Genomic DNA, 25,482 nt, shown 5'->3' on the forward strand with positions numbered 1-25,482 from the left:
CTCCACGGGGTGAGGTTCAAGAACCGCTGGAGTGCCTTGGGCTCCTTCTCACCGGCGAACTCGGCCATGGTCCAGCCGTTCTTGCGCTGCAACGGGGAGAGGAGCCCACGCAGGTACTGAAGGGCGTGCCCTTGGGACTCCGGGCGGTAGAACAGTGGGGTTATCCGCTCGCCCAGCGCGGCGAACTCTCGGTCCCAGACGGCTAAATCGGCCGGGCTGACGGCGTCCGACGGACAATCTTGATCACGGGGCTGTGTCGTGGCCACAGCCAGAGTCTCCCACCACCCCATGATCAAGATCTAGCCCTGTAGTACTAGCCGCCATGGTATGCGGTGACGAGCCAGGTATGAAACGCCGAGCGGGCTGGGAACTGGCTCCATTCCTCCGCCGGGCCGGCTGGGAAGATGTCCCCGACCACGACGGAAGCCCTCGCCACCGCTGGGTCCACACCATCCTGTGTGAACGGCAGGAAGACCAGACAGGAGACGCCGAGCGCGTCATCCTTCGTCTGGCCAACCGACGGGAATACCAACAACAACCTGCCGACTACGACGCCGTCATCCAGCGCCTCCAGGAAGTCCTCGCCCTCGAAGGCCGCCGCATCGACTACCGCAAGGGGCGGCCGTTCCTCATCGAGTACGACCCCGACGAACCCCCTCGCCCGCAGCGCGTGGAGCTGAAGGTGGCCATCACCGAAATCGTGTCCGATCCCGACCTGGCCCGCGCCGTTCAGCTACGCCTCGACGAAGCCCGTATCTGCCAAGAACACGGCGCCTACACCTCCGCCGTCATCATGCTCGGGAGCCTCCTCGAAGGCGTCCTCGTCCATGCTGCCGACGTCAGGACTGCAACCGTGCCGCTGACCCGGCCAGCCCGCGACACCCGGCTGCAGGACCTCATTCAGCACGCCCACACCAACCAGTGGATCGATCAAGACGCAAAAATGGCCTCGGACCTGCTTCGGACCTACCGCAACCTGGTCCACCCCCTCGCGGAAAAGCGCGCCAAACACAGCGCAGACTTCGACACCGCCGACCTCTGCTGGTCCACAGTCAATGCCGTGCTCAACGACCTGGCGGCAAGCAACCCTCAGTAAGCGCGGTAATTGCGTTGACGGATCTGACAGGATGTGACAGTTCCTTCCCCAACGTGGCGCTGCTGAGGCTCATCTCATCGACAGCTGGCGCAGACTGATCGCAAATTCCCCTGGGCGCCCTGGCGCAGGTAGACCCAACTTCCTTGCCAGACACAGGCGATGGTCATGCAGCGAGCGCCCTTGGACCGGGTAGGTGCAAGGGCGCTCTGAGATTCCTCATGACTCGACTGCCGGAAGAAGCCGCAGGTCAGCATGGTTGATGAGCCAGCGGAACGAGCGGGTCTCCGCGCGGCCGTCGTCATCCACGAGGACGAGCCGGCCGAGTTGGCCGTGGACGTCGTCAACCGTCCACTCGACGCCATTGAGTGCGACTCGCCTACCCGGCGCGATCTGCAGGAACCCCCTCGCTGCCATCACACGGCCCAGATTAGTGAGCTGTTGCGCAAGGGACTGCCCAGGTCAACGCCGAGCTCGCGTTGCCAGAGCAGCCGGACGATGTTCGCCCGGCCAACGGAAGGCACGCTGGTCGCCTCCGCCAGGTCGGAGAACGCCATCGCCTGCCCCTGCTGCCCGCTGATAGCGGTGAGCAGCTGCTCGCGCATGCCGAGAAGGGTCCTCGCCGGCCGCCGGCGCGAGGACAGGTGGTCAAGGACGCTCCAGACATGCGGTCGCCAGCCCGCGACCACCGAGTACCGCCAGCCGCAGGCAGCCGCCACTTCCCTGGCGGCCGCGAACTTTAGCGCGTCCTCTTCCTTGATCAGCTCCATCGGGCGGACGTCCAGCAACCACATCCCACCGCCGATCACGGCCAGGAAGTCCGGGATGTGCCAGGCATGCCAGCCCGCATGCTCGAAGTCCAGCCGGAACGGCTGCGACAGCACTTCCGATGCCCTCCAGAAGTCCAGCGTGACCAGCAGGCTCACTTCCTTTAGCGACTCGAAGCCATGCTTCCCGCCCGCTGACGCCATCGCCTCCAGGCCGGGGCGGTGCCGCTGCTGCGCTCGCCACGTGAACCCCCGCATCGGCCGGGACGACATCACCGGTACGTGAGCCATGTCCCGGACCGGCCAGCAGACCTCGTCGGCGCCCACCTGCCACGTCGAACTCCACCGACGCGGCCAGTCGTCCCAGAGCCGCAGCCGATCCTGCAGTCCGGCGTCCCTCTCGTACGCCGTGACACCGTGGTCCAGCTGACTTGAATCCGACGGGATCTTCGCTCTCGCTGCCTCGCCCACTCATCCAGGGAAGCACCACTCGACCGGCGCCGGGGGCGTTTCGCCGGTACTGCCCGCAACACAGCGTGAGCGGGACCAAGATTTGCCAACCAGCGTTCTCCATGTGCCAACTAAAATTCTTCGTCGCATCAGGCCGAGGGGGTGAGCTGTAACCCCTTTGCATATCTCTGCTGAGCTCCGTATAGTCATGCCGTGAGCGAGGAGGAGCCTATGACCGTGCGGGTGGCAGTGGCCGGGGCGAGCGGGTACGTGGGCGGGGAGCTGCTGCGCGTGCTGCTGGCGCATCCCGGGGTCGAGATCGGGGCTCTCACCGCCCACGCCAACGTGGGCCGCCCTCTCGGCGACATACAGCCGCACCTCGCGCCCCTCGCCGGCCGCGAGCTGGCCGAGACCGCGCCCGCCGCGCTCGCCGGGCACGACGTCGTGTTCCTCGCGCTGCCGCACGGGCAGTCCGCCCCCGTCGCCGCCGCCCTCGGCGACGACGTGCTCGTCATCGACTGCGGCGCCGACCACCGGCTCGCCGACGCCGCCGACTGGGAGCGGTTCTACGGCACGCCGCACGCCGGCACCTGGCCCTACGGGCTGCCCGAGCTGCCCGGGCACCGCGACGCGCTCCTCGGGGTCCGGCGCGTCGCGGTGCCCGGGTGCTACCCGACGGCCGTCAGCCTCGGTCTGTTCCCGGCGTACGCCGCCGGGCTCGCCGAGCCGGAGGCCGTCATCGTCGCCGCCTCCGGCACCTCCGGCGCCGGCAAGGCGCTCAAGCCGCATCTGCTGGGCAGCGAGGTGATGGGTTCCATGAGCCCGTACGGCGTCGGCGGCGGGCACCGGCACACGCCGGAGATCGGCCAGAACCTCAGCGCCGTCGCCGGCGAGCGGGTCACGGTCTCCTTCACCCCGACCCTGGCGCCGATGCCCCGCGGCATCCTGGCCACCAGCACGGCGCGGGCCCGCCCCGGCACGACCGCGGAGGCGGTGCGCGCCGCGTACGAGAAGGCGTACCAGGGCGAGCCGTTCGTCCGGCTGCTGCCGCCCGGCCAGTGGCCCGCCACCGGCGCCGTCACCGGCTCCAACACCGTGCTGCTGCAGGTCGCGTACGACGAGAGCGCGCGGCGCATCGTCGCCGTCAGCGCCCTCGACAACCTCACCAAGGGCACCGCCGGCGGCGCGGTGCAGAGCATGAACATCGCCCTCGGGCTCCCGGAGGAGCTGGGGCTCTCTATGACAGGAGTGGCACCTTGAGCGTCACGGCAGCCAAAGGGTTCACGGCGGCGGGCATCGCCGCCGGAATCAAGGAGAACGGCAACCCGGACCTGGCCCTCGTGGTCAACGAAGGGCCGCGACGCGCCGCCGCCGGCGTCTTCACCGCCAACCGCGTCAAGGCAGCGCCGGTGGTCTGGTCCGAGCAGGTGGTCAAGGGCGGCGAGGTCTCCGCGGTGATCCTCAACTCCGGCGGCGCCAACGCCTGCACCGGCCCCCGGGGGTTCCAGGACACCCATGCCACCGCCGAGCGCGTCGCCGAGGTGCTCGGCCACAGCGCCGCGGAGGTCGCCGTGGCCTCCACCGGACTGATCGGCACGCTGCTGCCGATGGACAAGCTGCTGCCCGGCGTCGAGCGGGCCGCGGCCGAGCTGTCCGCCCACGGCGGCGAGAAGGCCGCCATCGCCCTCAAGACCACGGACACCGTGCACAAGACCGCGGTCGTCACCGCCGAAGCGGACGACGGCGCGACCTGGACCGTCGGCGGCATGGCCAAGGGAGCCGGCATGCTCGCGCCGGGCCTCGCGACCATGCTCGTCGTGCTCACCACCGACGCCGACGTACCCGCCGCCGAACTGGACGCCGCGCTGCGCGCCGCGACCCGTACCACCCTCGACCGCGTCGACTCCGACGGCGCCATGTCCACCAACGACACCGTGCTGCTGATGGCCTCCGGCGCGAGCGGATTCCGGCCGGGGCAGGCGGAGTTCGCCGAGGCGGTACGGGCCGTCTGCGACAGCCTCGGCCGGCAGCTCATCGCCGACGCCGAGGGCGCCAGCAAGGAGATCAAGGTCGAGGTCGTGGGCGCCGAGAGCGAGGACGACGCCGTGGAGGTCGGCCGCTCCATCGCCCGCAACAACCTCCTCAAGTGCGCCGTTCACGGCGAGGACCCCAACTGGGGCCGGGTGCTGGCCGCCATCGGCACCACCTCGGCCGCCTTCGAGCCGGACCGGCTGAACGTGGCGATCAACGGCGTGTGGGTGTGCAAGAACGGCTCGTTCGGCGAGGACCGCGACCTGGTCGACATGCGCTTCCGCGAGGTCCACATCGTGGCGGACCTGGCGGCGGGCGACGCCGAAGCGGTCATCTGGACCAACGACCTCACCGCCGACTACGTCCACGAGAACAGCGCGTACAGCTCATGACGACGACCTCCGCGGCACCGGCCACGCCCACCCGTAAGCACACCGCCCTGCCCAAGGCGCGCACCCTCATCGAGGCGCTGCCCTGGCTGACCCGCCACCACGGCAAGATCGTCGTGGTCAAGTTCGGCGGCAACGCCATGGTCGACGACGACCTCAAGCGCGCCTTCGCCCAGGACGTCGTCTTCCTGCGGCACGCCGGGCTCAGGCCCGTCGTGGTCCACGGCGGCGGCCCGCAGATCAGCGCCCAGCTCGACCGGCACGGACTGGCCAGCGAGTTCCGCGCCGGCCTGCGGGTGACGACGCCGGAGGCGATGGACGTCGTACGGATGGTGCTGGCCGGGCAGGTGCAGCGTGAGCTGGTCGGGCTGCTCAACGAGCACGGCCCCTTCGCCGTCGGCCTGACCGGCGAGGACGCGCACACCATCACCGCCACCCGGCACCGCCCGCTGGTCGACGGCAAGCCGGTGGACATCGGCCGGGTCGGCGAGGTCACCGGCATCGACACCGGCGCGATCGAGGCGCTGCTGGCGGACGGCCGCATCCCGGTCGTCTCCTCCGTCGCCCGCTCCGCCGACGAGGCAGACGCGGCCGGCGAGGTCTTCAACGTCAACGCCGACACCGCCGCCGCCGCGCTGGCCGCCGCGCTCGGCGCGGAGACCCTGATGGTCCTCACCGACGTCGAGGGCCTCTACGAGAACTGGCCGGACAGCGACGAGGTCATCAGCCGGCTCACCGCCGGCGAACTGGAGCGGCTGCTGCCCGAGCTGGCCAGCGGCATGGTCCCGAAGATGGAGGGCTGCCTGTACGCGGTGCGCCACGGCGTGCACACCGCGCGGGTCATCGACGGCCGGGTGCCGCACTCCATCCTGCTGGAGATCTTCACGGACGAGGGCATCGGCACGATGGTCGTGCCGGACGCGGAAAGGTCGGCGACATGAGCAGCGACATGAGCGGCGGCACGGGCGGCAACGCGGAGCTGACGGCGCGCTGGCAGGGCGCGCTGATGGACAACTACGGCACCCCCCGCCTGCCCCTGGTCCGCGGGGCGGGCGCGAAGCTGTGGGACGCCGACGGCAAGGAGTACCTGGACTTCGTCGGCGGCATCGCCGTCACCTCGCTCGGCACCGCGCACCCGGCGGTCGTCGAGGCCGTCTCGGCGCAGATCGCCACGCTCGCCCACGTCTCCAACCTGTACGTCGCCGAGCCGCCGGTGGCGCTCGCCGAGCGGCTCCTCGAACTGGCCGGCCGGCCGGGCCGCGTGTACTTCGCCAACTCCGGCGCGGAGGCGGTGGAGGCCGCGTTCAAGATCGGCCGGCTGACGGGCCGTACGCACATGGTGGGCACCCGGGGCGGCTTCCACGGCCGCACCATGGGCGCCCTGGCGCTGACCGGCCAGCCGGGCAAACAGGAGGGCTTCGGCCCGCTGCCGGGCGAGGTCACGCACGTACCGTACGGGGACGCGGACGCGCTGCGGGCCGCGGTGACCGACCGGACCGCGCTGGTGATCGTCGAGCCGGTGCAGGGCGAGAACGGCGTCGTCGTGCCGCCGGACGGCTATCTCGCCGCCGCCCGCAAGATCACCCGGGCCGCCGGCGCGCTGCTGGTCCTGGACGAGGTGCAGACGGGCATCGGGCGTACCGGCCACTGGTTCGCCGCGCAGGCGCAGGGCGTGGAGGCGGACGTCGTCACCCTCGCCAAGGGCCTCGGCGGCGGCCTGCCGATCGGCGCCACGCTGGCGTTCGGGCCCGCCGCGGACCTCTTCACCCCCGGAAGGCACGGCTCCACATTCGGCGGCAACCCGGTCGCCTGCGCCGCGGCGCTGGCGGTGCTCGACGTGATCGAGTCCGACGGGCTGCTGGCCCAGGTCAAACGGGTGGGGGAGCGGCTGCGGGACGGAATCGGCCGACTCGGGCACCCGCTTGTCGACCATGTGCGAGGCGCGGGGCTGCTGCTCGGTATGGTGCTCACCGAGGCCGTCGCGCCCCAGGTGCAACAGGCGGCCCAGGCAGCGGGATTCCTGGTCAATGCGGTGGCGCCGGACGTGATCCGGCTCGCCCCGCCGCTGATCCTCGGCGAGGCGGAGGCGGACGCCCTCCTGGCCGCGCTGCCCGCCGTGCTCGATGCGGCGGGTCCCGCTGCATAGCCCCGACGAGCCGGAGAGTGACGATGTCCGAGGAGCACAACGGTCCCGCCGTGCCGCACACGCGCACGGCACGCCACCGGAGGATCGTCGACATCCTGAACCGGCAGCCGGTCCGCTCGCAGAGCCAGTTGGCCAAGCTCCTCGCCGACGACGGCCTGACGGTCACCCAGGCGACGCTCTCCCGCGACCTCGACGAACTCGGCGCGGTGAAGATCCGCAACACGGGCGGTGAGCTGATCTACGCCGTCCCCTCCGAGGGCGGCTTCCGCACCCCGCGGGTGCCGCTGGGGGAGTCGGCGAAGGAGGAGCGCATGGCGCGCCTGGCCGGGGAACTGCTCATCTCCGCGGAGGCGTCCGCGAACATCGTCGTTCTGCGGACCCCGCCGGGCGCGGCGCAGTTCCTCGCCTCGGCGATCGACGCGGCGGAACTGACGGCGATCCTCGGCACGATCGCGGGCGACGACACCCTGATGGTCATCAGCCGCGACCCGGCGGGCGGCCAGTCACTGGCGGACCACCTGCTGAAGCTGGCGGAACGCGAACGCTGACCACCACCCCCCGGCGGGGCGGGGGAGGGGGCCGGAGCCCCGTCCGCCGGTGCCCGAGCCGCGGGCAGCGGGGGACGGGGCGGGGCCCGAGGCACATCCATGCCCGGGATGCGGCGTGAAGCGGGCGGACCCCCGAGGCGGGTCGGGGCGGAGCCCCATGGGGGTGCGAGCGCGGAGCCCCCGGGTGCCGTGCCGCGGGTGCGGTAGAGGGTCCGGGGCGTCCGGGGGCGCAGCCCCGGTTTCGGGGAGGGGCGGGGAACGCCCCCCCGCCCCCGCGGCGTGGGGCGGGTAGGCTTGAAAACCTGGACGGATGTCCAGCTAGTTTCCGCCGAACCCGGGAGGCCGGACGATGACCTACGTGCTGCTCATCGGTGCCATCCTCAGCGAGGTGACAGCGACCGTCTCCCTGCGTCTCTCCGAAGGCTTCTCGAAGATCCTCCCGTCGATCGTCGTGGTCGTCGGCTACCTCTCGGCGTTCACCCTGCTGAGCCTGGTGCTCAAGCGCGGCATGTCCATCGGGATCGCCTACGGGATCTGGGCCGCCACCGGTGTCGCGCTGGTGGCGCTGATCGGCGCGGCGTTCCTCGGCGACGGGCTGACCGGGGTGCAGATAGGCGGGCTGGTGCTGGTCGCGGCCGGCGTCGTCGCGCTGGAGGCCGGCGGTGCGCACTGAGCCCGGTGCCGCCGACGGCCGCGTGCAGCGCGGGCAGGAGCGGCGGCGTCTGCTGCTGGCGGCCACCGTCCGCGTCATCGGCCGCGGCGGCGTCGCCGCGGTGACGCACCGGGCGGTCGCCGCCGAGGCGGGCGTGCCCAAGTCGGTGGCCACGTACCACTTCCCGGCCGTCGCCGACCTGCTCGCCGCCGCGCTGCGCGACAGCGCCGACTCCTACGCGACCGCCCTGGCCGCCGCGCTGCCCGAGTCGTACGACACCGCCGACCTGGCGCGCACGCTGGCGGCATATCTGGACGAGCACGGCGCGGACTGCGCGGCGGAGTTCGACCTGTACCTCTACGCCGCCCGCCACCCCGAGCTGCGGCCCCTCCTGGGCCGCCGGCACCGGCTGCTGGCGGAGATCGCCGGCCGGTTCACCGCCGACCCGGTCGCCGTCGCCGCGTTCACGGCCGCGCTCGACGGCCTCAGCCTGCAGTCGCTGCTGAAGGCGGAGCCGCTGACCGCCGCCGAGATCCAGCAGGTCGTCGACCAGGTCCTGCACCGCCGCTGAGACCCGGGGGCGCCGGCCGTCTCAACTGCCGCGCGCCGCGGCCCACTCGTCGCTCAGCAGCGACCAGACCTCCAGGTCGTGGCGCTTGCCGGCCATCTCGAAGAGGCTGCGCAGCGTGCCCTCGTGGGTCATCCCCAGCCGCCTGGCGACCGCGATGCTGGACGTGTTCGCCGGGTCGACCAGCCACTCGACGCGGGAGAGTCCGCGTACGCCCACCGCCCAGTCGATCATCCGGCGGGACGCCTCGGTGACCAGCCCGCGGCCCTGTGCCTCCGGTGCCAGCCAGGCCCCCAGCTCGCAGGAGCCCTCCCCGGTGTCGAAGAGCCGGTAGATCATGCCCCCGACCAGCTCGCCGTCCAGCCGTATGGCGAAGATCCGGCCGGCGTCGCGGGCCTGTTTGTCGGCGTACGCCTGAAGGAAGCGGCGGGCGCCGGCCTCGTCGGTGACGGCGTGCGCCCAGGGCAGCCAGGGCTCCAGGTGCGCGCGGTTGCGGTCGGTGAAGGCGGACAGCTCCGCGGCCTGCCACGGCTCCAGCGTGGTCAGTTCCGCGCCTGCGGCCAGGGGTGTGCTCAGCATCGGTGCGGCTCTCTTCTCGGTCACGGGGTGGGCGGCAGCGGCAGGGGAAGCCCCGGCAGTCCGTCGAGGCTGGCCGCGATGTGCTCCTTCTTGCGGAAGTACGCGTCCAGCCCGGCGTCGTCCTCCCGCTCGAAGCGCCGGCCGTGCAGGTCGCGGTCGGCTTCGTAGGCCATGAAGGGCACAGCGTAGCCGCAGGTGTCCCGTATCAGCTCGGCGGTCACCACGATGACCGCACGCAGGCCGTGCCGGGACGGGTCGATGGCGGGGAAGTGCGTGAGCAGGGCGGGAAAGCGCGGGTCGTCGCGGAAGACGGGTTCGCCGCTGCCGTGCACCCGCACGATGTTCGGCGGGCCCTGGAAGGCGCACCACATCAGCGTGATCCTGCCGTTCTCACGCAGGTGCGCGATGGTCTCGGCGTTGCTGCCGGCGAAGTCGAGGTAGGCCACGGTGCGGTCGTCGAGGACGGCGAACGAGCCCGTCAGTCCTTTCGGCGAGAGGTTCACGGTGCCGTCCGCCGCCAGCGGCGCGGTCGCCGTGAAGAACATGTGCTGCGCCTCGATGAAGGCGCGCAATCTGCCGTCGATGCGTTCGTACGTTTTGCCCATGGGGCGAGTGTGGGCCGCGGCACGGCCACGGCGCGCGGAATTCCGCAGTGCGAGACCGCCGCCCGCACCCCGTGGCGCCGTGTCCGCGCCTGGTCACAGCCTGGTGATCACCGCACGCGTGAACTCCGCCGTACTCGCCGAGCCGCCCAGGTCCGGGGTGCGGACGTCGGTGCCGGCGAGCGTTGCGGCGATGGCGTCGAGCACCTCGGCGCCGGCCCGCTCGTGGCCGAGGTGGTCCAGCATCAGCGACGCCGACCAGATGGCGCCGATGGGGTCGGCGATCCCCCGGCCCGCGATGTCCGGCGCCGAGCCGTGCACCGGCTCGAACATCGAGGGGTACGTGCCCTCGGGGTTGAGGTTCGCCGACGGCGCGATGCCGATGGAGCCGGCGACGGCGGCGGTGAGGTCACTGAGGATGTCGCCGAAGAGGTTGGAGGCGACGATCACGTCGAAGCGCCCGGGGTCGAGGACGACCTTGGCGCACAGTGCGTCGATGTGCTCCTGGTCCCACGTCACCTTCGCGTGCTCCCCGGCCCGCTCGCGCACCAGCTCGTCCCAGAACGGCATGGTGTGCACGATGCCGTTGGATTTCGTCGCCGAGGTGAGCCGGCCGGTGCGCCGGCCGGCGAGGCCGAAGGCGTAGTCCAGGACGCGGGTGACGCCGGCCCGGGTGAAGACCGCCTCCTGCACGGCCATCTCCTCGGGGAAGCCGCGGTGCAGCCGGCCGCCGATCTCGCTGTACTCGCCCTCGGTGTTCTCGCGCACCACGATCAGGTCGACGTCGCCCGGCCCCGCGTGGCGCAGCGGGCTCTCCATGCCTGCGAAGACCCGCACCGGGCGGAGGTTCACGTACTGCCTGAAGGCCCGGCGGATGGGGATGAGCAGGCCCCACAGCGAGACATGGTCCGGCACGCCGGGCGCCCCGACGGCACCGAGGAACACCGCGTCGTAGCCGCGCAGCCGCTCGATGCCGTCCTCCGGCATCATGGCGCCTTCGCGCAGGTAGCGCTCGCAGGACCAGTCGAGATGCGTGTACGCGAACTCCACGCCGTGCCGCCGCCCGACGGCGTCCAGGACGTCCAGCGCGGCGGGCGTGACCTCCTGGCCGATGCCGTCTCCGGGGATGACGGCGATCCTATGTATTGTCATGGCCCCTTCCCCTCAGCAGAGTTGTACCCCACCTTACGGAGCAGCCCTGAATGTAAGCCAGGCCGCACGGTTACCTCGGAGGGGACGATGAAGTCCGACGCCACGGCGCCACGTGCCAAGACCGACGTCGAGCAGGCACTGCTCGGCCATGCGACATACCGCAGCCTCGGCGAGCAGAAGCTCTCGCCGCAGGAGGAGAAGTTCGAACGGGGGCGGCGGACCACCGGGTTCTGGCTGGCCCCCCTGGTCTCCGTCATCTTTCTCGCGCTCCCGCTGGACATGGCGCCCAGTCAGCAGACGCTGGCCGGCATCCTGCTCGGCGTCATCGTGCTGTGGATCACCGAACCCGTGCCGATCCCGGTGGGCGGGCTCATAGGCGTCGGGGCGATCGTCGTCCTGGGCGTGGTGCCGCCGGACGACGCACTGGCGCCCTTCGGCTCCTCCACGATCTTCACCTTCATCGGCGCGTTCATTCTCGCCCAGGCGATGCTCAAGCACGGCGTCGCCCGCCGGTTCGCGTTCTGGATCCTGGCACTGCCGGGCGTGGGCCGCTCGACGTTCCGGCTGATCACCGCCTTCGGCGTGATCACCTGCCTGCTGTCGGCCTTCGTCTCCAACACCGCGACGGTGGCGATGCTGCTGCCCACCGCGCTGGGCATCCTCACCGTCATCGCCAAGATGCTCCAGGACCGCGGCCTCGTGGAGCAGGACTTCGACCCCACGCGGCTGCGCATCGGCGCCGCGCTCGTGCTCATGCTCGCGTACGGCGCCAGCGTCGGCGGTCTGCTCACCCCCGTCGGCAGCCCGCCCAACCTCATCGGCCGCGGTCTCATCGAGGAGGCGACCGGCGAGAAGATCTCCTTCGCCGAGTGGACGGCCACCGCACTGCCGCTGTGCGCCTGCATGTTCGTCGTCCTCGTCCTGGTCCTGCTGCTGCTCAACAAGCCGGAGATCCGGCGGATCGAGGGTGTGGAGGAGTACGTGCGCGAACAGCGCGCCGCGCTCGGCGCGATCTCGCGCGCGGAGTGGAACACGCTGATCGCCTTCGGCATCACCGTGGCGCTGTGGATCACCCCGGGCATCGTCGCGCTCGCGGTCGGCACCGAGGCCTCCGCGTACACCACGGTCAGCGACCGGCTCGACGAGGGCATCGTGGCCGTGCTCGGCGCCGCGCTGCTGTTCATCCTGCCGACGAACTGGGCGCGCCGCGAGGCCACCCTCAACTGGAGCGACGCGGCCCGCATCGACTGGGGCACGATCCTGCTCTTCGGCACCGGCATCATCTTCGGCTCGCTGCTCGCCTCCACCGGCCTGGCCGAGACCATCGGCAAGGAGTCCAACGACCTGCTCGGCTTCTCCAGCGTCTTCACCATCACGATCTTCGCGGCGATGCTGGCGGTGATCGTCTCCGAGACCACGAGCAACACGGCGTCGGCGGCGGTGGTGGTGCCCATCATCATCCCGATCGCGATGGCCGCCGAGGTCGATCCGTTCGTGCCGGCGCTGGCCGCGACCTTCGCCGCCTCCTTCGGCTTCATGCTGCCGGTCTCGACGCCGCAGAACGCCATCGCCTACGGCTCGGGCGTGGTGCCGATCACCACGATGATCCGTTCCGGGGCGGGGTTCGACGTCCTCGGCATCATCCTGGTCATCCTCGGGCTGCCGCTGATGGTGGAGCTCACCGGCATCGGCTAGCCCGGCTCCCTGCGTCCGTACCGCCCGGCCGGAGGAGTGCTCCTCCGGCCGGGCGGCTCGCCGTCCGCGCGGTGTTTTGACGAACCATACGGGGTGCTGCATACTTATGCCGGTCAGCGTATGCACCGTAAGGAGACTCCCGTGACCGAGCGCGTCGTACTCGCCTACTCGGGCGGCCTGGACACCTCCGTCGCCATCGGCTGGATCGCCGAGGAGACGGGTGCCGAGGTCGTCGCCGTCGCCGTGGACGTCGGCCAGGGCGGCGAGGACCTCGACGTGATCCGCAAGCGTGCGCTGGCCTGCGGCGCCGTGGAGGCCGAGGTCGCCGACGCCAGGGAGGAGTTCGCCGACGAGTACTGCCTCCCGGCGATCAAGGCCAACGCCCTGTACATGGACCGCTACCCGCTGGTCTCCGCGCTCTCCCGGCCCACCATCGTCAAGCACCTCGTCGCCGCCGCCCGCAAGCACGGGGCCGGCACCGTCGCCCACGGCTGCACCGGCAAGGGCAACGACCAGGTCCGCTTCGAGGCCGGCATCTCCTCCCTGGCCCCGGACCTGAAGTGCATCGCCCCCGTCCGGGACTACGCCATGACCCGGGACAAGGCCATCGCCTTCTGCGAGGAGAAGGGCCTGCCCATCGTGACGACCAAGAAGTCGCCGTACTCCATCGACCAGAACGTCTTCGGCCGGGCCGTCGAGACCGGCTTCCTGGAGGACATCTGGAACGCCCCCATCGAGGACGTCTACGAGTACACGCAGAACCCGGCGGTGGCCCGCGAGGCCGACGAGGTCGTCGTCACCTTCGAGCGCGGCGTGCCCGTGGCGCTCGACGGCCGGCCCGTCACCGTGCTGCAGGCGATCCAGCAGCTCAACGAGCGGGCCGGCGCCCAGGGCGTGGGCCGTATCGACATGGTCGAGGACCGGCTCGTGGGCATCAAGTCCCGGGAGGTCTACGAGGCGCCCGGCGCCATCGCGCTGATCACCGCCCACCAGGAGCTGGAGAACGTCACCGTCGAGCGGGAGCTGGCGCGCTACAAGCGCCAGGTGGAGCAGCGGTGGGGCGAGCTGGTCTACGACGGCCTGTGGTTCTCGCCGCTCAAGCGGGCCCTGGACGGCTTCGTCCAGGAGGCGAACGAGCACGTCACCGGCGAGATCAGGATGACGCTGCACGGCGGCAGGGCCGTCGTCACCGGCCGGCGCTCGCCCGCCTCGCTGTACGACTTCAACCTCGCGACGTACGACACGGGCGACACCTTCGACCAGTCGATGTCCAAGGGCTTCATCGAGATCTTCGGCCTCTCCTCGAAGATCGCGGCCGGCCGGGACCTCGCCCAGTGAGCGACGACGTCAAGGGCGCCGGGCCGCAGGACGGGGAGCGGCAGGACGTCAGGCTCTGGGGCGGCCGGTTCGCCGACGGCCCCGCCGCGGCGCTGGAGCGGCTCTCCGCGTCGGTCCACTTCGACATGCGGCTCGCGCCGTACGACATCGCCGGCTCCCGCGCCCACGCGCGGGTGCTGGCCCGCGCCGGGCTGCTGACGGCGGACGAGCTGGCGCGGATGCTCGCGGGGCTCGACCACCTGGAGACGGACGTCGAGACCGGTGTCTTCACCGCCACCCTCGCCGACGAGGACGTGCACACCGCCCTCGAACGCGGGCTGCTGGAGCGGCTCGGCCCGGAGCTGGGCGGCAAGCTGCGGGCCGGACGGTCCCGCAACGACCAGGTCGCCACCCTCTTCCGGATGTACCTGCGCGACCACGCCCGCACCCTCGGCGGCCTCGTCGCCGAGCTGCAGGAGGCCCTCGTCGGCCTCGCCGAGGCACACCCGGACGTCGCCATGCCGGGCCGCACCCACCTCCAGCACGCCCAGCCCGTGCTCTTCGCCCACCACGTGCTCGCGCACGTCCAGGCGCTCTCCCGGGACGCCGAGCGGCTGCGGCAGTGGGACGAGCGCACGGCCGTCTCGCCGTACGGCTCCGGTGCGCTCGCCGGCTCCTCGCTCGGTCTGGACCCCGAGGCCGTCGCCGCGGAGCTGGGCTTCGAGCACGGCTCGTCGGCCAACTCCATCGACGGGACGGCGGCGCGCGACTTCGCCGCCGAGTTCGCGTTCGTCACCGCGATGATCGGCGTCGACGTCTCCCGCATCGCGGAGGAGGTCATCCTCTGGGCCACGAAGGAGTTCTCCTTCGTCACCCTGCACGACTCCTTCTCCACCGGCAGTTCGATCATGCCGCAGAAGAAGAACCCGGACATCGCCGAGCTGGCCCGCGGCAAGTCCGGGCGGCTGATCGGCAACCTCACCGGGCTGATGGCGACGCTGAAGGCGCTCCCGCTCGCGTACAACCGGGATCTGCAGGAGGACAAGGAGCCGGTCTTCGACTCGATCGACACCCTGGAGGTCCTGCTGCCCGCCTTCACCGGCATGATGGCCACGCTCACGGTCAACCGCGAGCGGCTGGAGGAACTGGCCCCGGCCGGCTTCTCGCTGGCCACCGACATCGCCGAGTGGCTGGTCAAGCAGGGCGTACCGTTCCGCGTCGCACACGAGAGCGCGGGGGAGTGCGTCAAGGTCTGCGAGGCCGAGGGCATCGAGCTGGACCAGCTCACGGACGAGCAGTTCGCGAAGGTCTCCGCGCATCTGACGCCCGAGGTACGCACCGTGCTCACCGTGCCCGGCGCGCTGGCCGCCCGCGATGCCCGCGGCGGCACCGCGCCCGCGGCGGTGGCGGTCCAGCTCGCCGAGGTCAAGGCGGACGTGGCGGCGCAGTTGCGGTGGGCGGCGGCGACGCGCCAGGCCGGCCCCGCCGCCTAGCACGGCGGACGGGGCGGAGGCCGCGACGGCGGGCGCGGCGCGGCGCAAAGCCGTGTCGGGCGCTGACCGGGGCGGGGCCCGTCTTCTACGGTGGACGGGCCCGACAGCCGCACCGAGGACGCAGGAGGCCGCGATGGCGTTCGACCGACTGGCCGCAGTGACGACGCCCGTTGCCCACATCGGCTTCGGGCTCGCCGCCGTGGGCCGCCCCGCCTACCTCACCACGGGCCGCGCCGCGGACCTCCCGGAGGGGCGCGGCGTCGAGGACATGCGCGCCCGCACCCACGAGCTGCTGGACGCCGCCTACGCCCAGGGCGTGCGGTACTTCGACGCCGCCCGCTCCTACGGCCGGGCCGAGGAGTTCCTCGCCGACTGGCTGCGGCAGCGGCCCGGCACCCGGGACGCGGTCGTGGGCAGCAAGTGGGGCTACGCCTACGTCGGCGACTGGCGGGCGGACGCCGAGGTGCACGAGGTCAAGGACCACAGTGTCGACGCCTACGACCGCCAGCACGAGGAGTCCGTGCAGCTCCTCGGCGACCGCCTCGACCTCTACCAGATCCACTCCGTCACCCCCGACAGCCCGGTGCTGACCGACACCGGCCTGCACGAGCGCCTCGCGGCGCTCGCCGCGGGTGGCGTCACCGTCGGCTTCTCCACCAGCGGCCCGGAGCAGGCCGCCGCCGTGCGGGCCGCGCTGGAGGTCACCGTCGAGGGCGAACGGCTCTTCCGCACCGTGCAGAGCACGTACAACGTGCTGGAGCCCGCGGTCGGCGAGGCGCTGGCCGAGGCGCACGAGGCCGGGCTGACGGTGATCGTCAAGGAGGCCCTGGCGAACGGCCGGCTGGCCGGCGCCGACGCGCCCGCGGAGCTGCGCGCCGTCGCCGCCGAGGCCGGCGCGGAGCCCGACGCCGTCGCGCTCGCCGCCGTGCTGCGCCGGCCGTGGGCCGGCGTCGTCCTCTCCGGCGCCGTCACCACCGCGCAACTCCACTCCAACCTCGCCGCCGCCGCGGTCGACCTCGACCCCGCGCAGTGCGACCGGCTCGCCACGCTCGCCGAGCCCGCCGCCGACTACTGGCAGCGGCGCGCCGGCACACCCTGGACGTGAAACCCGTCGCCGGACTCCCGGCCGCACGCCGAGCCCCGCCGTGCACGCCCGGCCTGCGCCCGCCCGCCCCGCGGCGGCCGCCCGGGAGCCGGACGGACGGCGGCTTTAAGGGGATTTTCGCCTCTCGGTGATGACATGCGGTAACGCAGTCGTCTGACGGAGGAGACCCCGATGTCCCGTCGTATACGCAGGCTCTCGGCCGCCGGTGCCGCCGTGTTCGCCGTCGCCGGTCTGGCCACCGGCGCGTCCGCCGCGCTCGACCGTGAGGACGGCAAGCCCGAGGTACGGCTGGTGGTCAACGAGGACCGCGAGAGGACCGGCGCCCGGAGCGGCACGGACAAGGACTGCCCGGACAAGGGCGGTTCGCAAGGCTCCTCGGGCGCCGCCCGGAACGCGGGCGACCTGTGACCGCCACCACCGACGCGAAACCGGGGCCCGCCGCCGCGCGGGACTCCGGGACGGTGCTCCTGGAACAGGCGCTCTTCGAGATCAAGCGGGTGATCGTGGGCCAGGACCGGATGGTCGAGCGGCTGCTGACCGCCGTCCTCGCCCGCGGGCACTGCCTGCTCCAGGGCGTGCCCGGCGTCGCCAAGACGCTGGCGGCGGCGACCCTGGCCACCGTGTCGGGCGGCACCTTCCACCGCATCCAGTTCACCCCGGACCTGGTGCCGTCCGACATCACCGGCACCCGCATCTACCGGCCCTCCAGCGAGACCTTCAGCGTCGAACCCGGGCCGGTCGCCGCCAACTTCGTCCTCGCCGACGAGATCAACCGCGCCCCCGCCAAGGTCCAGTCCGCCCTGCTCGAAGTCATGGCCGAGCGGCAGGTCAGCATCGGCGGCCGGACCATCCCCATGCCCGAGCCCTTCCTCGTCCTCGCCACCCAGAACCCCATCGAGTCCGAGGGCGTCTACCCGTTGCCCGAGGCCCAGCGCGACCGCTTCCTGCTCAAGGTCGACGTCTCCGCGCCCACCGAGGACGAGGAACTGGCGATCCTCTACCGGATGAGCGTCGACCCGCCCGCCGCCCGCCGGGTGCTCGCGCCGCGCACCCTCGCAGCCCTCCAGCGGCGCGCCGACGAGGTGTTCGTCCACCACGCGCTCGCGCAGTACGCGGTGCGCCTCGTCCTCGCCACCCGCGAACTCGCCGCCCGTGGCGGCGACGCCGACGGCGGCGGGCGGCTGGCGTACGGCGCGGGCCCGCGGGCCACGCTGGGTCTGGTGGCGGCGGCGCGGGCCCTGGCGCTGCTGCGCGGGCGCGAGTACGTGCTGCCGGCCGACCTCGTGGCCCTCGCCCACGAGGTCGTCGCCCACCGGCTGGTGCTGTCCTTCGACGCCCTCGCCGACGGCGTCACCCCCGAGTCGGTCGTCGACGAGGTGCTGGCCGCCGTGCCGCAGCCCCGGATCACTCCGCGGCAGGCGGAGGACGCCGCGGCCGGCGGGCCCGCCGGGTCCGCCGAGGCCGGGAGGGCGGCATGAGCGCGACAGGCAGGGCGGGCGCCGCGGCCCCGCGCGTACCCGGGTCGCCGGCGCTGGGCGAACTCACCCCCGAGCAGGCCCTGAAGCACCTGCGGCTCCTCTTCACCCGCCGTCCCGACGGTCTGCTCCAGGGCGACCACACCGCCCTCGTCCCCGGCCCCGGCGGCGAGCCCGACGAGAGCCGCGTCTACGCCCCCGGCGTCGACGACGTGCGCCGCATGGACTGGAACGCCACCGCACGTACGACCGTGCCGCACGTGCGGATGACGCTCGCGGACCGCGAACTGACCACCTGGATCGTCCTCGACGCCAGCGCCAGCATGGACTTCGGCACCGCCCGGATGGAAAAGCGCGACCTCGCCGTCGGCGCCGCCGCGGCCGTCGCGTTCCTCACCGAGCGCGCCGGCAACCGCCTCGGCGCGCAACTCGTCCGCGCCGACGGCATCGAGCGCATCCCCGCCCGCAGCGGCCGCAGGCATCTGACGCGGGTGCTGCGCACCGCGCTCGAACGCCCCCGCGTGCCCGCCGGGCCGCAGAGCCACACCCTCGCCGAGGCACTGGCCGCACTCCGGCGCGCGGAGCGCCGCCGCGGACTGGTCGCCGTCGTCTCCGACTTCCTCGAACCGGGCTGGGAGCAGCCGCTGCGGGCCCTGGCCCGGCGGCACCAGGTGCTGGCCGTCGAGGTCCTCGACCCCCGCGAGCTGGAGCTGCCCGCGGTGGGGCTGCTGACCGTCGTGGACCCGGAGTCGGGCCGGCGCCGGGAGATCCCCACGCACTCCAGGCGCCTGCGGGAGCGGTACGCCGCCGCGGCGGCCGGGCAGCGCGCGGCGATCGGCCGGTCGCTGCGGGCCGCGGGGGCGGCGCGGCTGCGGCTGCGCACCGACCGCGACTGGGTACGGGACATCGCCCGCTACGCGGCGGAGCAGCGCCGTCTGACGGGCGGTGCGGCATGACCTCCGGTCCGGCTCCCGGCGGGCCCGCCGCCGCCCCGGTGCCGGAGGCCACGTCGTCCCGGGCACGGCGGGGCCCGTGCCCCCGCCGCCCGCCGCGCCGCGAGGACAGCCGGCACCCGGCGAGCCACCGCACCGGCCCGGGAACCGCCCCACCCGCGCCCCGGCTCCGCCCGGGGGGCCCGTGTCCGGACGGCACCCGGGCGGGAGGCCCCGGTACCCGCACGCGGTACCCGGGCGCGCCCGGGGGCGTCGCACCCGCGTCCGGCGCGTACCTCGCCGGCGGCGGCCCCGCGTCCGGTGCGTGCGCCCCCGGCCGCATCCGCCCGCCCCGGTGCCGTACGCGCCGATGCCGCGGGGGGCGCGCATGAGCCTCGCCTCGCCCGGGTGGCTCGCGCTCTTCGTGCCGCTCGCCGCCCTCGTCGTCGCCTACGCCGTCATGCAGGCCCGGCGCAGCCGCTACGCCGTGCGGTTCACCACCATCGACCTGCTCGACAAGGTCATGCCCCGCCGCCCCGGCTGGCGCCGGCACGTGCCCGCCACCGCGTTCTGCGCCATGGCCGGGCTGCTCATCGTCGGCTTCGCCCGGCCCACCGCCGAGACCGAGGTGCCGCGGGAGCGCGCGACCCTCATGGTGGCGCTGGACGTGTCCGCCTCGATGCGCGCCACCGACGTGCAGCCGTCGCGGTTCACCGCCGCGCAGGACGCCGCCCAGACATTCGTGACCGACCTGCCCGAGCGGTTCAACGTCGGGCTCGTCACCTTCAGCGGCACCTCCACCCTCGCGCTGCCGCCGACCACCGACCGCGAGGCCATGCGCCGGGCGCTGGACCGGCTGGACACCCGGCAGGGCACGGCGATCGGCGAGGCGGTGTTCTCCTCCGCCGAGGCGATCCGCACGCTCGACGAACAGGCCGAACGGGAGCCGCCGCCCGCGCACGTCGTGCTGCTCTCCGACGGGCAGAACACCACCGGCCGGGCCACGTCCGCCGCCGCCGAGGAGGCGGCAGCGGCCGGCATCCCGGTGTCCACGATCGCGTACGGCACCGAGGGCGGCACCATCGACCTGGCCGGCGGCCGGACCGTCCCGGTGCCGGTCGACGGGCCCGCGCTGGAGGAGCTGGCCACCGCGACCGGCGGCGCGTTCCACGAGGCCGCCTCCGGCGAGGAACTGGAGGCCGTGTACGAGGACATCGGCAGCTCCGTCGGCTACCGCACCGAAGAGCGCGAGATCTGGCAGTGGTTCGTCGCCGCCGCGCTGGTCGCAGCGCTGCTGGCGGCGGCCACGTCCCTGCTGTGGTTCTCGCGCCTACCGTGAGGAGAACGACCGTGATCCACGCCCGTACCGGCCTCGGCGAGCCCCGCGGCCCCGCGTTCACCGCCGGCGCCGCACCCGGGCCGCCGACGGGCGGGCCGCCGGCCGCAGGACCTGTGCCGCCGCCGTCCCCGTACCCCGCTCCCACCCTCACCCCGGCGCCAACCCCGACCCCGCCCCCGGCGCCGCGCCGTGCGGCGAACCGAGCCCTGGCCGCCGCCGTCGCCGCCGCAGTCCTCGCCGGCGGCGCGGCCGGGTTCGCCGCCGGCGAGATACGCGGCCCCGCGGGCGGAGAGGAGGCGGCGGCCGGCGCGCCCCCACCGGCCGCCGCCGGGCGGAACCCCGGCGCCCTCGACAGCGTCGCCGCCCGGGTGCTTCCCAGCGTGGTGTCGGTGCAGGCCGGCGAACGGCAGGGCTCCGGCTTCGGCTTCGACGGCCGCGGCCGGATCCTCACCAACGCCCATGTCGTCGGCGGCGCCACCGAGGTCACCGTCGTGCTGCACAGCGGGCGCCGGGTCGACGCCGAGGTGCTGGGCCGCGACACCGGCCGGGACGTGGCGGTGCTGGAGGTGGCCGGTCCGTACGCCCCGCGCCCGCTGCCCCTGGGCCGCTCCGCGGACCTGTCCGTCGCCGACGCGGTCCTCGCCATCGGCTCGCCGCTCGGCCTGTCGGGCACGGTGACCTCCGGCATCGTCAGCGCCGTCGACCGCGAGGTCTCCCTCGGCGGGGGCGCACGGCAGCGGACGGTGCAGACCGACGCCTCCATCAACCCCGGCAACTCCGGCGGCCCGCTGGTCGACGCGCAGGGCCGCGTCGTCGGCATCAACACCGCCATCGCCTCGCCGGACCGCGGCTCGATCGGCATCGGCTTCGCCGTGCCCGTGGAGGACGCGGTCCGGGCGGCGCACTCGATCATCGACGGCGATTAGGTTCGTCCCATGCGGATACTCGTGGTCGAGGACGAAGAGGACCTGGTGGGCGCGCTCAGGGTCGGGCTGGTGCGCTCCGGGTACGCGGTCGACACCGCCGCCGACGTCGACGGCGCGATGGAGCGGCTCGGGGTCAACGACTACGACCTCGTGCTGCTGGACCTCACCCTGCCCGACGGCGACGGCCTCGCCGTCTGCCGGGAGATACGCGCGGCCCCCGGCGGCCCGCGGATCCTGATGCTCACGGCCCGCGACCGCCTGGCCGACCGGGTACGCGGCCTCGACGCGGGCGCCGACGACTACCTCGTCAAACCCTTCGCGCTGCCGGAGCTGCTGGCGAGGATACGGGCCCTCCTGCGCCGTGACGAGGGCGGCACGTCCGTCGTCGAGGTCGGCGAACTGCGGCTGGACACCGCCCGGTTCGAGGCGTACCGGGGGAGCCGCCCGCTGCGGCTCACCCCCAAGGAGTTCGGCGTGCTGCACTACCTGATGACGCGGCCCGGCCGCGTGGTCTCCGCCGAGGAGCTGCTGGAGCACGTCTGGGACGAGAACGCCGACCCGTTCACCAACACCGTGCGCGTCACCGTCGGTTCGCTGCGCCGCAAGGTCACCGGCCAGGACGAGCCGCTGATCGAGACCGTGATCCGGCACGGCTACCGGCTGAAGGAGCAGACGCCGTGAGGCGGCCCCGGCTGCCGCTGCCGGCGTTCGTCCACACCATCCGCTTCCGGCTCACGGTGCTGTACTCGGTGCTGGTGTTCTGCCTGACCGCGCTGGTCCTCGGCGGCGCCTACGTCGCGGTGCAGCGAAGCGGCGACGCCCATCCGGTCAGCAAGGAGCTGCGGGCCGAGAAGCGGGTGGACGGCGTACGGGTCGGGGACATCGACGTCGTCAAGGCCGAGGACGTCGAGGCCGCCGTCAACTACGAGACCCTGGGCAACCTGCGCACCTTCTCCTTCGCCGTGCTCGGCGGGGTGGCCGTCGCCAGCCTCGGCACCGGCTGGGTGCTCTCCGGCCGGGCGCTGCGCCCCGTCCGCGCCATCGCCCGCACCGCCGAGGAGATCCAGGCCGGCAGCGACCTCTCCCGCCGCATCCGGCTCGACGGCCCGCGCGACGAACTGCGCATGGTCGCCGACACCGTCGACTCCATGCTCGACCGGCTCGACGGCGCGTTCGCCGCGCAGCGCCAGCTCGTGGACGACGCCTCGCACGAGCTGCGCACCCCGCTGGCCATCATCCGGGCCAACCTCGACGCGGTGCTGACGGTCGAGGAGTCCGAGCCGGAGGAGCGCCGCCGGGCCGTCGCCGTGGTCGACCGGGCCACCACGCGGATGACCCGGCTGGTGGAGGACCTGCTCGCCACGGCGCGGCGGTCCGCCGCCGCCTTCGCCGACGCGGACGTGGACCTGGCGGCGGTGGCGGACGAGGCGTGCGAGGAGTTCGCGCCGCTGGCGGCGGAGCGCGGGCTGGTGATCCGGCGCCGGCTGGACGAGGGCCTGGTGCTGATCGGCGACCCGTACGCGCTGCGCCGGGCCGTGGGCAACCTGCTCTCCAACGCGGTGCGCCTCGCGCCCGCCGGCAGCCGCATCACGGTCGCGGCCGGCCGCGCGGAGGGCTGGCTGTGGATCGCCGTGCAGGACGCGGGGCCGGGTATCGGCGAGGGCGAGCAGGCCAGGGTCTTCGACCGGTTCTGGCGCGGCGACGCGGGCCGGGAGGGCCGGCCCCGCGACCGGCACACGGGACTGGGCCTGGCGATCGTGCGGCAGATCGTGGAGTCGCACGGCGGGCAGCCGCGGCTGTTCTCGCGGGTGGGCGCGGGCAGCACGTTCGTGCTGTGGCTGCCCGACGCGGGCGCGGCGGCCGGCGCGCGCGGGGCGGGCGGCCCGCCGGACGGTCTGCCCGCAAAGATGCGCGGCGCCGGGGACGACGGGCCGGCGGAGGTGCCGGCGACGTAGGCGCCGCGGCGCCGGGGCGGCCGTGCCTGCGGCTCAGGCCGCGGACTTCACCTTCGTGGCGTACACGTCGACGTACTCCTGGCCGGACAGCCGCATGACCTCGCTCATCACCTCGTCGGCCACCGCGCGCAGCACGTACCGGTCGCGGTCCATGCCCTCGTAGCGGGAGAAGTCCAGCGGCTCCCCGAAGCGCACCGTGAACCGGGCGATCCGCGGCCTGCCCGCGCCGCCTGGCTGGATCTTCTCCGTGCCGATCATCGCGAACGGCACCACCGGCGCGCCGGTCATCAGCGTCAGCCGCGCCACGCCCGTGCGGGCCCGGTACAGCCGGCCGTCGGGGGAGCGGGTGCCTTCGGGGTAGATGGCGAAGACCCGGCCCTCCTCCAGGATCCGGCGCCCGGTCATCAGCGCCGCGACGCCGCCGCGACCGCCGTCCCGGTCCACCGGGATCATCCCGACCGAGGTGAAGAACCAGGCCATGAGACGGCCCTTGACGCCCTTGCCCGTGACGTACTCGTCCTTGCCGATGAAGAAGACCGGTCGCTTCACGACCAGGCCGAGGAACATCGAGTCGACGAACGTGAGGTGGTTGCCGGCGAGGACGACCGGGCCCGTGCCGGGGATGTGCTCGTGGCCCTCTACCCGGGGGCGGTACAGGACACGCATGAGCAAGCCGAGGAACGCCTTGATCAGGATGCGGAACAACGAAGGATCCTCCGGTCGGGGTGGTGACACCTGGGACGATACCCGCCTGCCCGCGCGGTTCCCACTCCGGATCCGACCGGCCGGAACGCGGTGTTGCCGCCGATTTCACGAGCACGCCGCCGCAAGTCTCCCGCACCCGCGCCGGGGAGCCCTAACATCGGGCCGTCTTTTGTCGAGGCGCCGGCACGGCGCGGGTACGACGGAGAGGTAGCTGACATGAGCGACGGCGGTACGGAGCGGCGGCAGCCCGGCAGACGGGCGGTGCTCGGCGCGGCGGCGCTGGGCGGCGCGGTGGCCGCGGCGGGCCTGCCCGGCACGGCACGGGCCGCGGAGGGGCCCGGCGGCAACGGCGGGCCGGGAGTGGGCGGACGGCTGCCCAGCCCGGCGGTGATCGCGCACCGCGGGGCGAGCGGCTACCGGCCGGAGCACACCCTCGGTGCGTACCAGCTCGCGCTCGACATGGGCGCGGACGTCATCGAGCAGGACCTCGTGCCGACCAGCGACGGCCACCTCGTCTGCCGCCACGAGAACGAGATCGGCGGCACCACCGACGTCGCGGACCACCCCGAGTTCGCCGACCGCCGGACCACCAAGACGGTCGACGGCGCCCAGATCACGGGCTGGTTCACCGAGGACTTCACCCTCGCCGAGCTGAAGACGCTGCGCGCCAAGGAGCGCATCCCGGACGTACGGCAGCGCAACACCCTCTACGACGGCCGCTGGGAGGTGCCTGCCTTCGAGGAGGTGCTGCAGTGGGCGGAGCGGCAGCGGCGCGCCACCGGCCGGCCGGTGTGGCTCCACGTGGAGACGAAACACCCCAGCTACTTCCGCTCCCTCGGCCTGGAGCTGGAGGAGCCGCTGGCCCGGCTGCTGCGCCGCTACGGCCGGGACAAGAGCAACTCGCCCGTCTTCCTGCAGTCGTTCGAGCCCACCAGCGTCGAGCGGCTTGCCGGACTCGTCCGCTCTCCGGGCGTGGTGCTCCTCGGCGGGGCGTCCTCGCGGCCGTGGGACTTCGTCGAGGCGGGCGATCCGCGCACCGTCGCCGACCTGGTCACGCCGGAAGGGCTGGCGTGGATCGCGGGCTTCGCCAAGGGGCTCGGCCCCACCCTCGACCTGATCATCCCGAAGGACTCCACCGGCGGGCTGCTGGAGCCGACGACGCTCGTCCGCGACGCGCACGACGCCGGGCTGGTGCTGCACCCGTACACGATGCGCAACGAGAACACCTTCCTGCCGACCGGCTTCCGCACGGGGACGGACCCGGCGCAGTACGGCGACGCCTTCGGCGCGTTCCAGGTCTACTTCGAGACGGGCATCGACGGCATCTTCACCGACAACCCCGACACCGGGCTCCTCGCCCGGGACGATTTCCTCGCACAGGGCTGACCCGCGGGGGCCGCCGCCGACCGGCGGCCCCTCCGGCCGTGACCGATGTCAGGAACCGGACATCCCGGGTGAGTTGGCAATATCACAGGGCCGTACCGGCCCTGTCCGTAGCCACGGCCCGACCGCGCCGCGCAGAATGCACCCGGCGGAGGTTGCGCCGGGTGAAGTGCGGGGAAA

Annotated in this window: 25 protein-coding genes and 1 pseudogene; 20 read left to right on the forward strand and 6 right to left on the reverse strand. The window is 73.1% G+C overall.

Annotation, left to right across the window (positions count from 1 at the left end):
- Window positions 1-266: pseudogene (locus tag I003_RS36335) on the reverse strand (hypothetical protein); the annotation flags it as partial.
- An 80-nt stretch (window positions 267-346) separates the two neighbouring features.
- Between I003_RS36335 and I003_RS31270 the strand changes: the two are divergent.
- Complete coding sequence (locus I003_RS31270) at window positions 347-1,096, forward strand: hypothetical protein (RefSeq protein WP_486584029.1); 750 nt, start codon at window positions 347-349, stop codon at window positions 1,094-1,096.
- A gap of 413 nt (window positions 1,097-1,509) precedes the next feature.
- Here I003_RS31270 and I003_RS0100020 read toward each other — a convergent pair whose 3' ends face one another.
- Window positions 1,510-2,187, reverse strand: a complete 678-nt coding sequence (locus I003_RS0100020; RefSeq protein WP_486584030.1) for a TnsA-like heteromeric transposase endonuclease subunit — start codon at window positions 2,185-2,187, stop codon at window positions 1,510-1,512.
- Between the two features lie 354 nt (window positions 2,188-2,541).
- On the opposite strand from I003_RS0100020, the gene argC reads away from it, so the two are divergent.
- The 7 genes from argC (at window position 2,542) to I003_RS0100055 (ending at window position 8,647) form a co-directional block, all read left to right on the forward strand.
- On the forward strand, window positions 2,542-3,570 hold the full coding sequence (gene argC, locus I003_RS0100025) for an N-acetyl-gamma-glutamyl-phosphate reductase (protein WP_027769583.1): 1,029 nt from the start codon (window positions 2,542-2,544) through the stop codon (window positions 3,568-3,570).
- Window positions 3,567-4,733 (forward strand): bifunctional glutamate N-acetyltransferase/amino-acid acetyltransferase ArgJ, encoded by a 1,167-nt coding sequence (gene argJ / locus I003_RS0100030; RefSeq protein WP_027769584.1) that lies wholly within the window; start codon window positions 3,567-3,569, stop codon window positions 4,731-4,733. The genes argC and argJ overlap by 4 nt, the downstream gene beginning before the upstream one ends.
- Window positions 4,730-5,671 carry an acetylglutamate kinase gene (argB, locus tag I003_RS0100035; protein ID WP_027769585.1) on the forward strand — a complete coding sequence of 314 codons (942 nt, stop codon included), beginning with the start codon at window positions 4,730-4,732 and terminating at the stop codon, window positions 5,669-5,671. Before argJ ends, argB begins: the two co-directional genes overlap by 4 nt.
- Window positions 5,668-6,876, forward strand: coding sequence for an acetylornithine transaminase (locus I003_RS0100040; RefSeq protein WP_037719771.1), 1,209 nt, complete (start codon window positions 5,668-5,670; stop codon window positions 6,874-6,876). Before argB ends, I003_RS0100040 begins: the two co-directional genes overlap by 4 nt.
- 23 nt (window positions 6,877-6,899) lie before the next feature.
- Window positions 6,900-7,424 carry an arginine repressor gene (locus I003_RS0100045; RefSeq protein ID WP_037719773.1) on the forward strand — a complete coding sequence of 175 codons (525 nt, stop codon included), beginning with the start codon at window positions 6,900-6,902 and terminating at the stop codon, window positions 7,422-7,424.
- A 349-nt stretch (window positions 7,425-7,773) separates the two neighbouring features.
- The gene (locus I003_RS0100050; protein WP_027769588.1) at window positions 7,774-8,097 is read left to right on the forward strand and encodes an SMR family transporter; all 324 of its coding nucleotides are present in this window, start codon (window positions 7,774-7,776) and stop codon (window positions 8,095-8,097) included.
- Entirely contained in the window at window positions 8,087-8,647 is a 561-nt protein-coding gene (locus I003_RS0100055) for a TetR family transcriptional regulator (protein WP_027769589.1), read from the forward strand. Before I003_RS0100050 ends, I003_RS0100055 begins: the two co-directional genes overlap by 11 nt.
- A gap of 21 nt (window positions 8,648-8,668) precedes the next feature.
- Here I003_RS0100055 and I003_RS0100060 read toward each other — a convergent pair whose 3' ends face one another.
- The 3 genes from I003_RS0100060 to I003_RS0100070 all read right to left on the reverse strand — a co-directional run bounded on the left by I003_RS0100060 (window position 8,669) and on the right by I003_RS0100070 (window position 10,977).
- The gene (locus I003_RS0100060; RefSeq protein ID WP_027769590.1) at window positions 8,669-9,223 is read right to left on the reverse strand and encodes a GNAT family N-acetyltransferase; all 555 of its coding nucleotides are present in this window, start codon (window positions 9,221-9,223) and stop codon (window positions 8,669-8,671) included.
- A 20-nt stretch (window positions 9,224-9,243) separates the two neighbouring features.
- A complete protein-coding gene (locus tag I003_RS0100065) occupies window positions 9,244-9,828 on the reverse strand; it encodes a pyridoxamine 5'-phosphate oxidase family protein (RefSeq protein WP_027769591.1) in 585 nt (194 codons plus the stop codon).
- A 93-nt stretch (window positions 9,829-9,921) separates the two neighbouring features.
- The gene (locus I003_RS0100070) at window positions 9,922-10,977 is read right to left on the reverse strand and encodes a tartrate dehydrogenase (protein WP_027769592.1); all 1,056 of its coding nucleotides are present in this window, start codon (window positions 10,975-10,977) and stop codon (window positions 9,922-9,924) included.
- A gap of 87 nt (window positions 10,978-11,064) precedes the next feature.
- Here I003_RS0100070 and I003_RS0100075 point away from each other — a divergent pair, with 87 nt between their 5' ends.
- From I003_RS0100075 to I003_RS0100125, 11 genes are all read left to right on the forward strand, one after another.
- Window positions 11,065-12,672: a DASS family sodium-coupled anion symporter gene (locus tag I003_RS0100075; protein ID WP_027769593.1), complete on the forward strand. Its 1,608-nt coding sequence runs from the start codon at window positions 11,065-11,067 to the stop codon at window positions 12,670-12,672.
- Between the two features lie 141 nt (window positions 12,673-12,813).
- The gene (locus tag I003_RS0100080; protein WP_027769594.1) at window positions 12,814-14,010 is read left to right on the forward strand and encodes an argininosuccinate synthase; all 1,197 of its coding nucleotides are present in this window, start codon (window positions 12,814-12,816) and stop codon (window positions 14,008-14,010) included.
- On the forward strand, window positions 14,007-15,482 hold the full coding sequence (gene argH / locus I003_RS0100085; protein WP_027769595.1) for an argininosuccinate lyase: 1,476 nt from the start codon (window positions 14,007-14,009) through the stop codon (window positions 15,480-15,482). Before I003_RS0100080 ends, argH begins: the two co-directional genes overlap by 4 nt.
- Before the next feature lie 133 nt (window positions 15,483-15,615).
- Window positions 15,616-16,587: an aldo/keto reductase gene (locus I003_RS0100090; protein WP_027769596.1), complete on the forward strand. Its 972-nt coding sequence runs from the start codon at window positions 15,616-15,618 to the stop codon at window positions 16,585-16,587.
- Window positions 16,588-16,758: 171 nt separating this feature from the next.
- A complete protein-coding gene (locus I003_RS0100095) occupies window positions 16,759-16,995 on the forward strand; it encodes a hypothetical protein (protein WP_027769597.1) in 237 nt (78 codons plus the stop codon).
- Window positions 16,992-18,065 (forward strand): AAA family ATPase, encoded by a 1,074-nt coding sequence (locus I003_RS0100100; protein ID WP_027769598.1) that lies wholly within the window; start codon window positions 16,992-16,994, stop codon window positions 18,063-18,065. Before I003_RS0100095 ends, I003_RS0100100 begins: the two co-directional genes overlap by 4 nt.
- On the forward strand, window positions 18,062-19,018 hold the full coding sequence (locus I003_RS0100105) for a DUF58 domain-containing protein (RefSeq protein ID WP_051368043.1): 957 nt from the start codon (window positions 18,062-18,064) through the stop codon (window positions 19,016-19,018). The genes I003_RS0100100 and I003_RS0100105 overlap by 4 nt, the downstream gene beginning before the upstream one ends.
- Window positions 19,019-19,382: 364 nt before the next feature.
- The gene (locus I003_RS0100110) at window positions 19,383-20,333 is read left to right on the forward strand and encodes a VWA domain-containing protein (protein ID WP_027769600.1); all 951 of its coding nucleotides are present in this window, start codon (window positions 19,383-19,385) and stop codon (window positions 20,331-20,333) included.
- Window positions 20,334-20,344: 11 nt separating this feature from the next.
- The gene (locus I003_RS0100115) at window positions 20,345-21,259 is read left to right on the forward strand and encodes a trypsin-like peptidase domain-containing protein (RefSeq protein WP_027769601.1); all 915 of its coding nucleotides are present in this window, start codon (window positions 20,345-20,347) and stop codon (window positions 21,257-21,259) included.
- 9 nt (window positions 21,260-21,268) lie between these two features.
- The gene (locus I003_RS0100120) at window positions 21,269-21,940 is read left to right on the forward strand and encodes a response regulator transcription factor (RefSeq protein ID WP_027769602.1); all 672 of its coding nucleotides are present in this window, start codon (window positions 21,269-21,271) and stop codon (window positions 21,938-21,940) included.
- The gene (locus I003_RS0100125) at window positions 21,937-23,214 is read left to right on the forward strand and encodes a sensor histidine kinase (protein ID WP_027769603.1); all 1,278 of its coding nucleotides are present in this window, start codon (window positions 21,937-21,939) and stop codon (window positions 23,212-23,214) included. Before I003_RS0100120 ends, I003_RS0100125 begins: the two co-directional genes overlap by 4 nt.
- Window positions 23,215-23,247: 33 nt before the next feature.
- Here I003_RS0100125 and I003_RS0100130 read toward each other — a convergent pair whose 3' ends face one another.
- On the reverse strand, window positions 23,248-23,919 hold the full coding sequence (locus I003_RS0100130) for a lysophospholipid acyltransferase family protein (protein ID WP_027769604.1): 672 nt from the start codon (window positions 23,917-23,919) through the stop codon (window positions 23,248-23,250).
- A 216-nt stretch (window positions 23,920-24,135) separates the two neighbouring features.
- On the opposite strand from I003_RS0100130, the gene I003_RS0100135 reads away from it, so the two are divergent.
- Window positions 24,136-25,305, forward strand: coding sequence for a glycerophosphodiester phosphodiesterase (locus tag I003_RS0100135; RefSeq protein WP_027769605.1), 1,170 nt, complete (start codon window positions 24,136-24,138; stop codon window positions 25,303-25,305).
- Window positions 25,306-25,482: the final 177 nt, after the last annotated feature.

This window comes from Streptomyces sp. CNQ329, assembly GCF_000482585.1.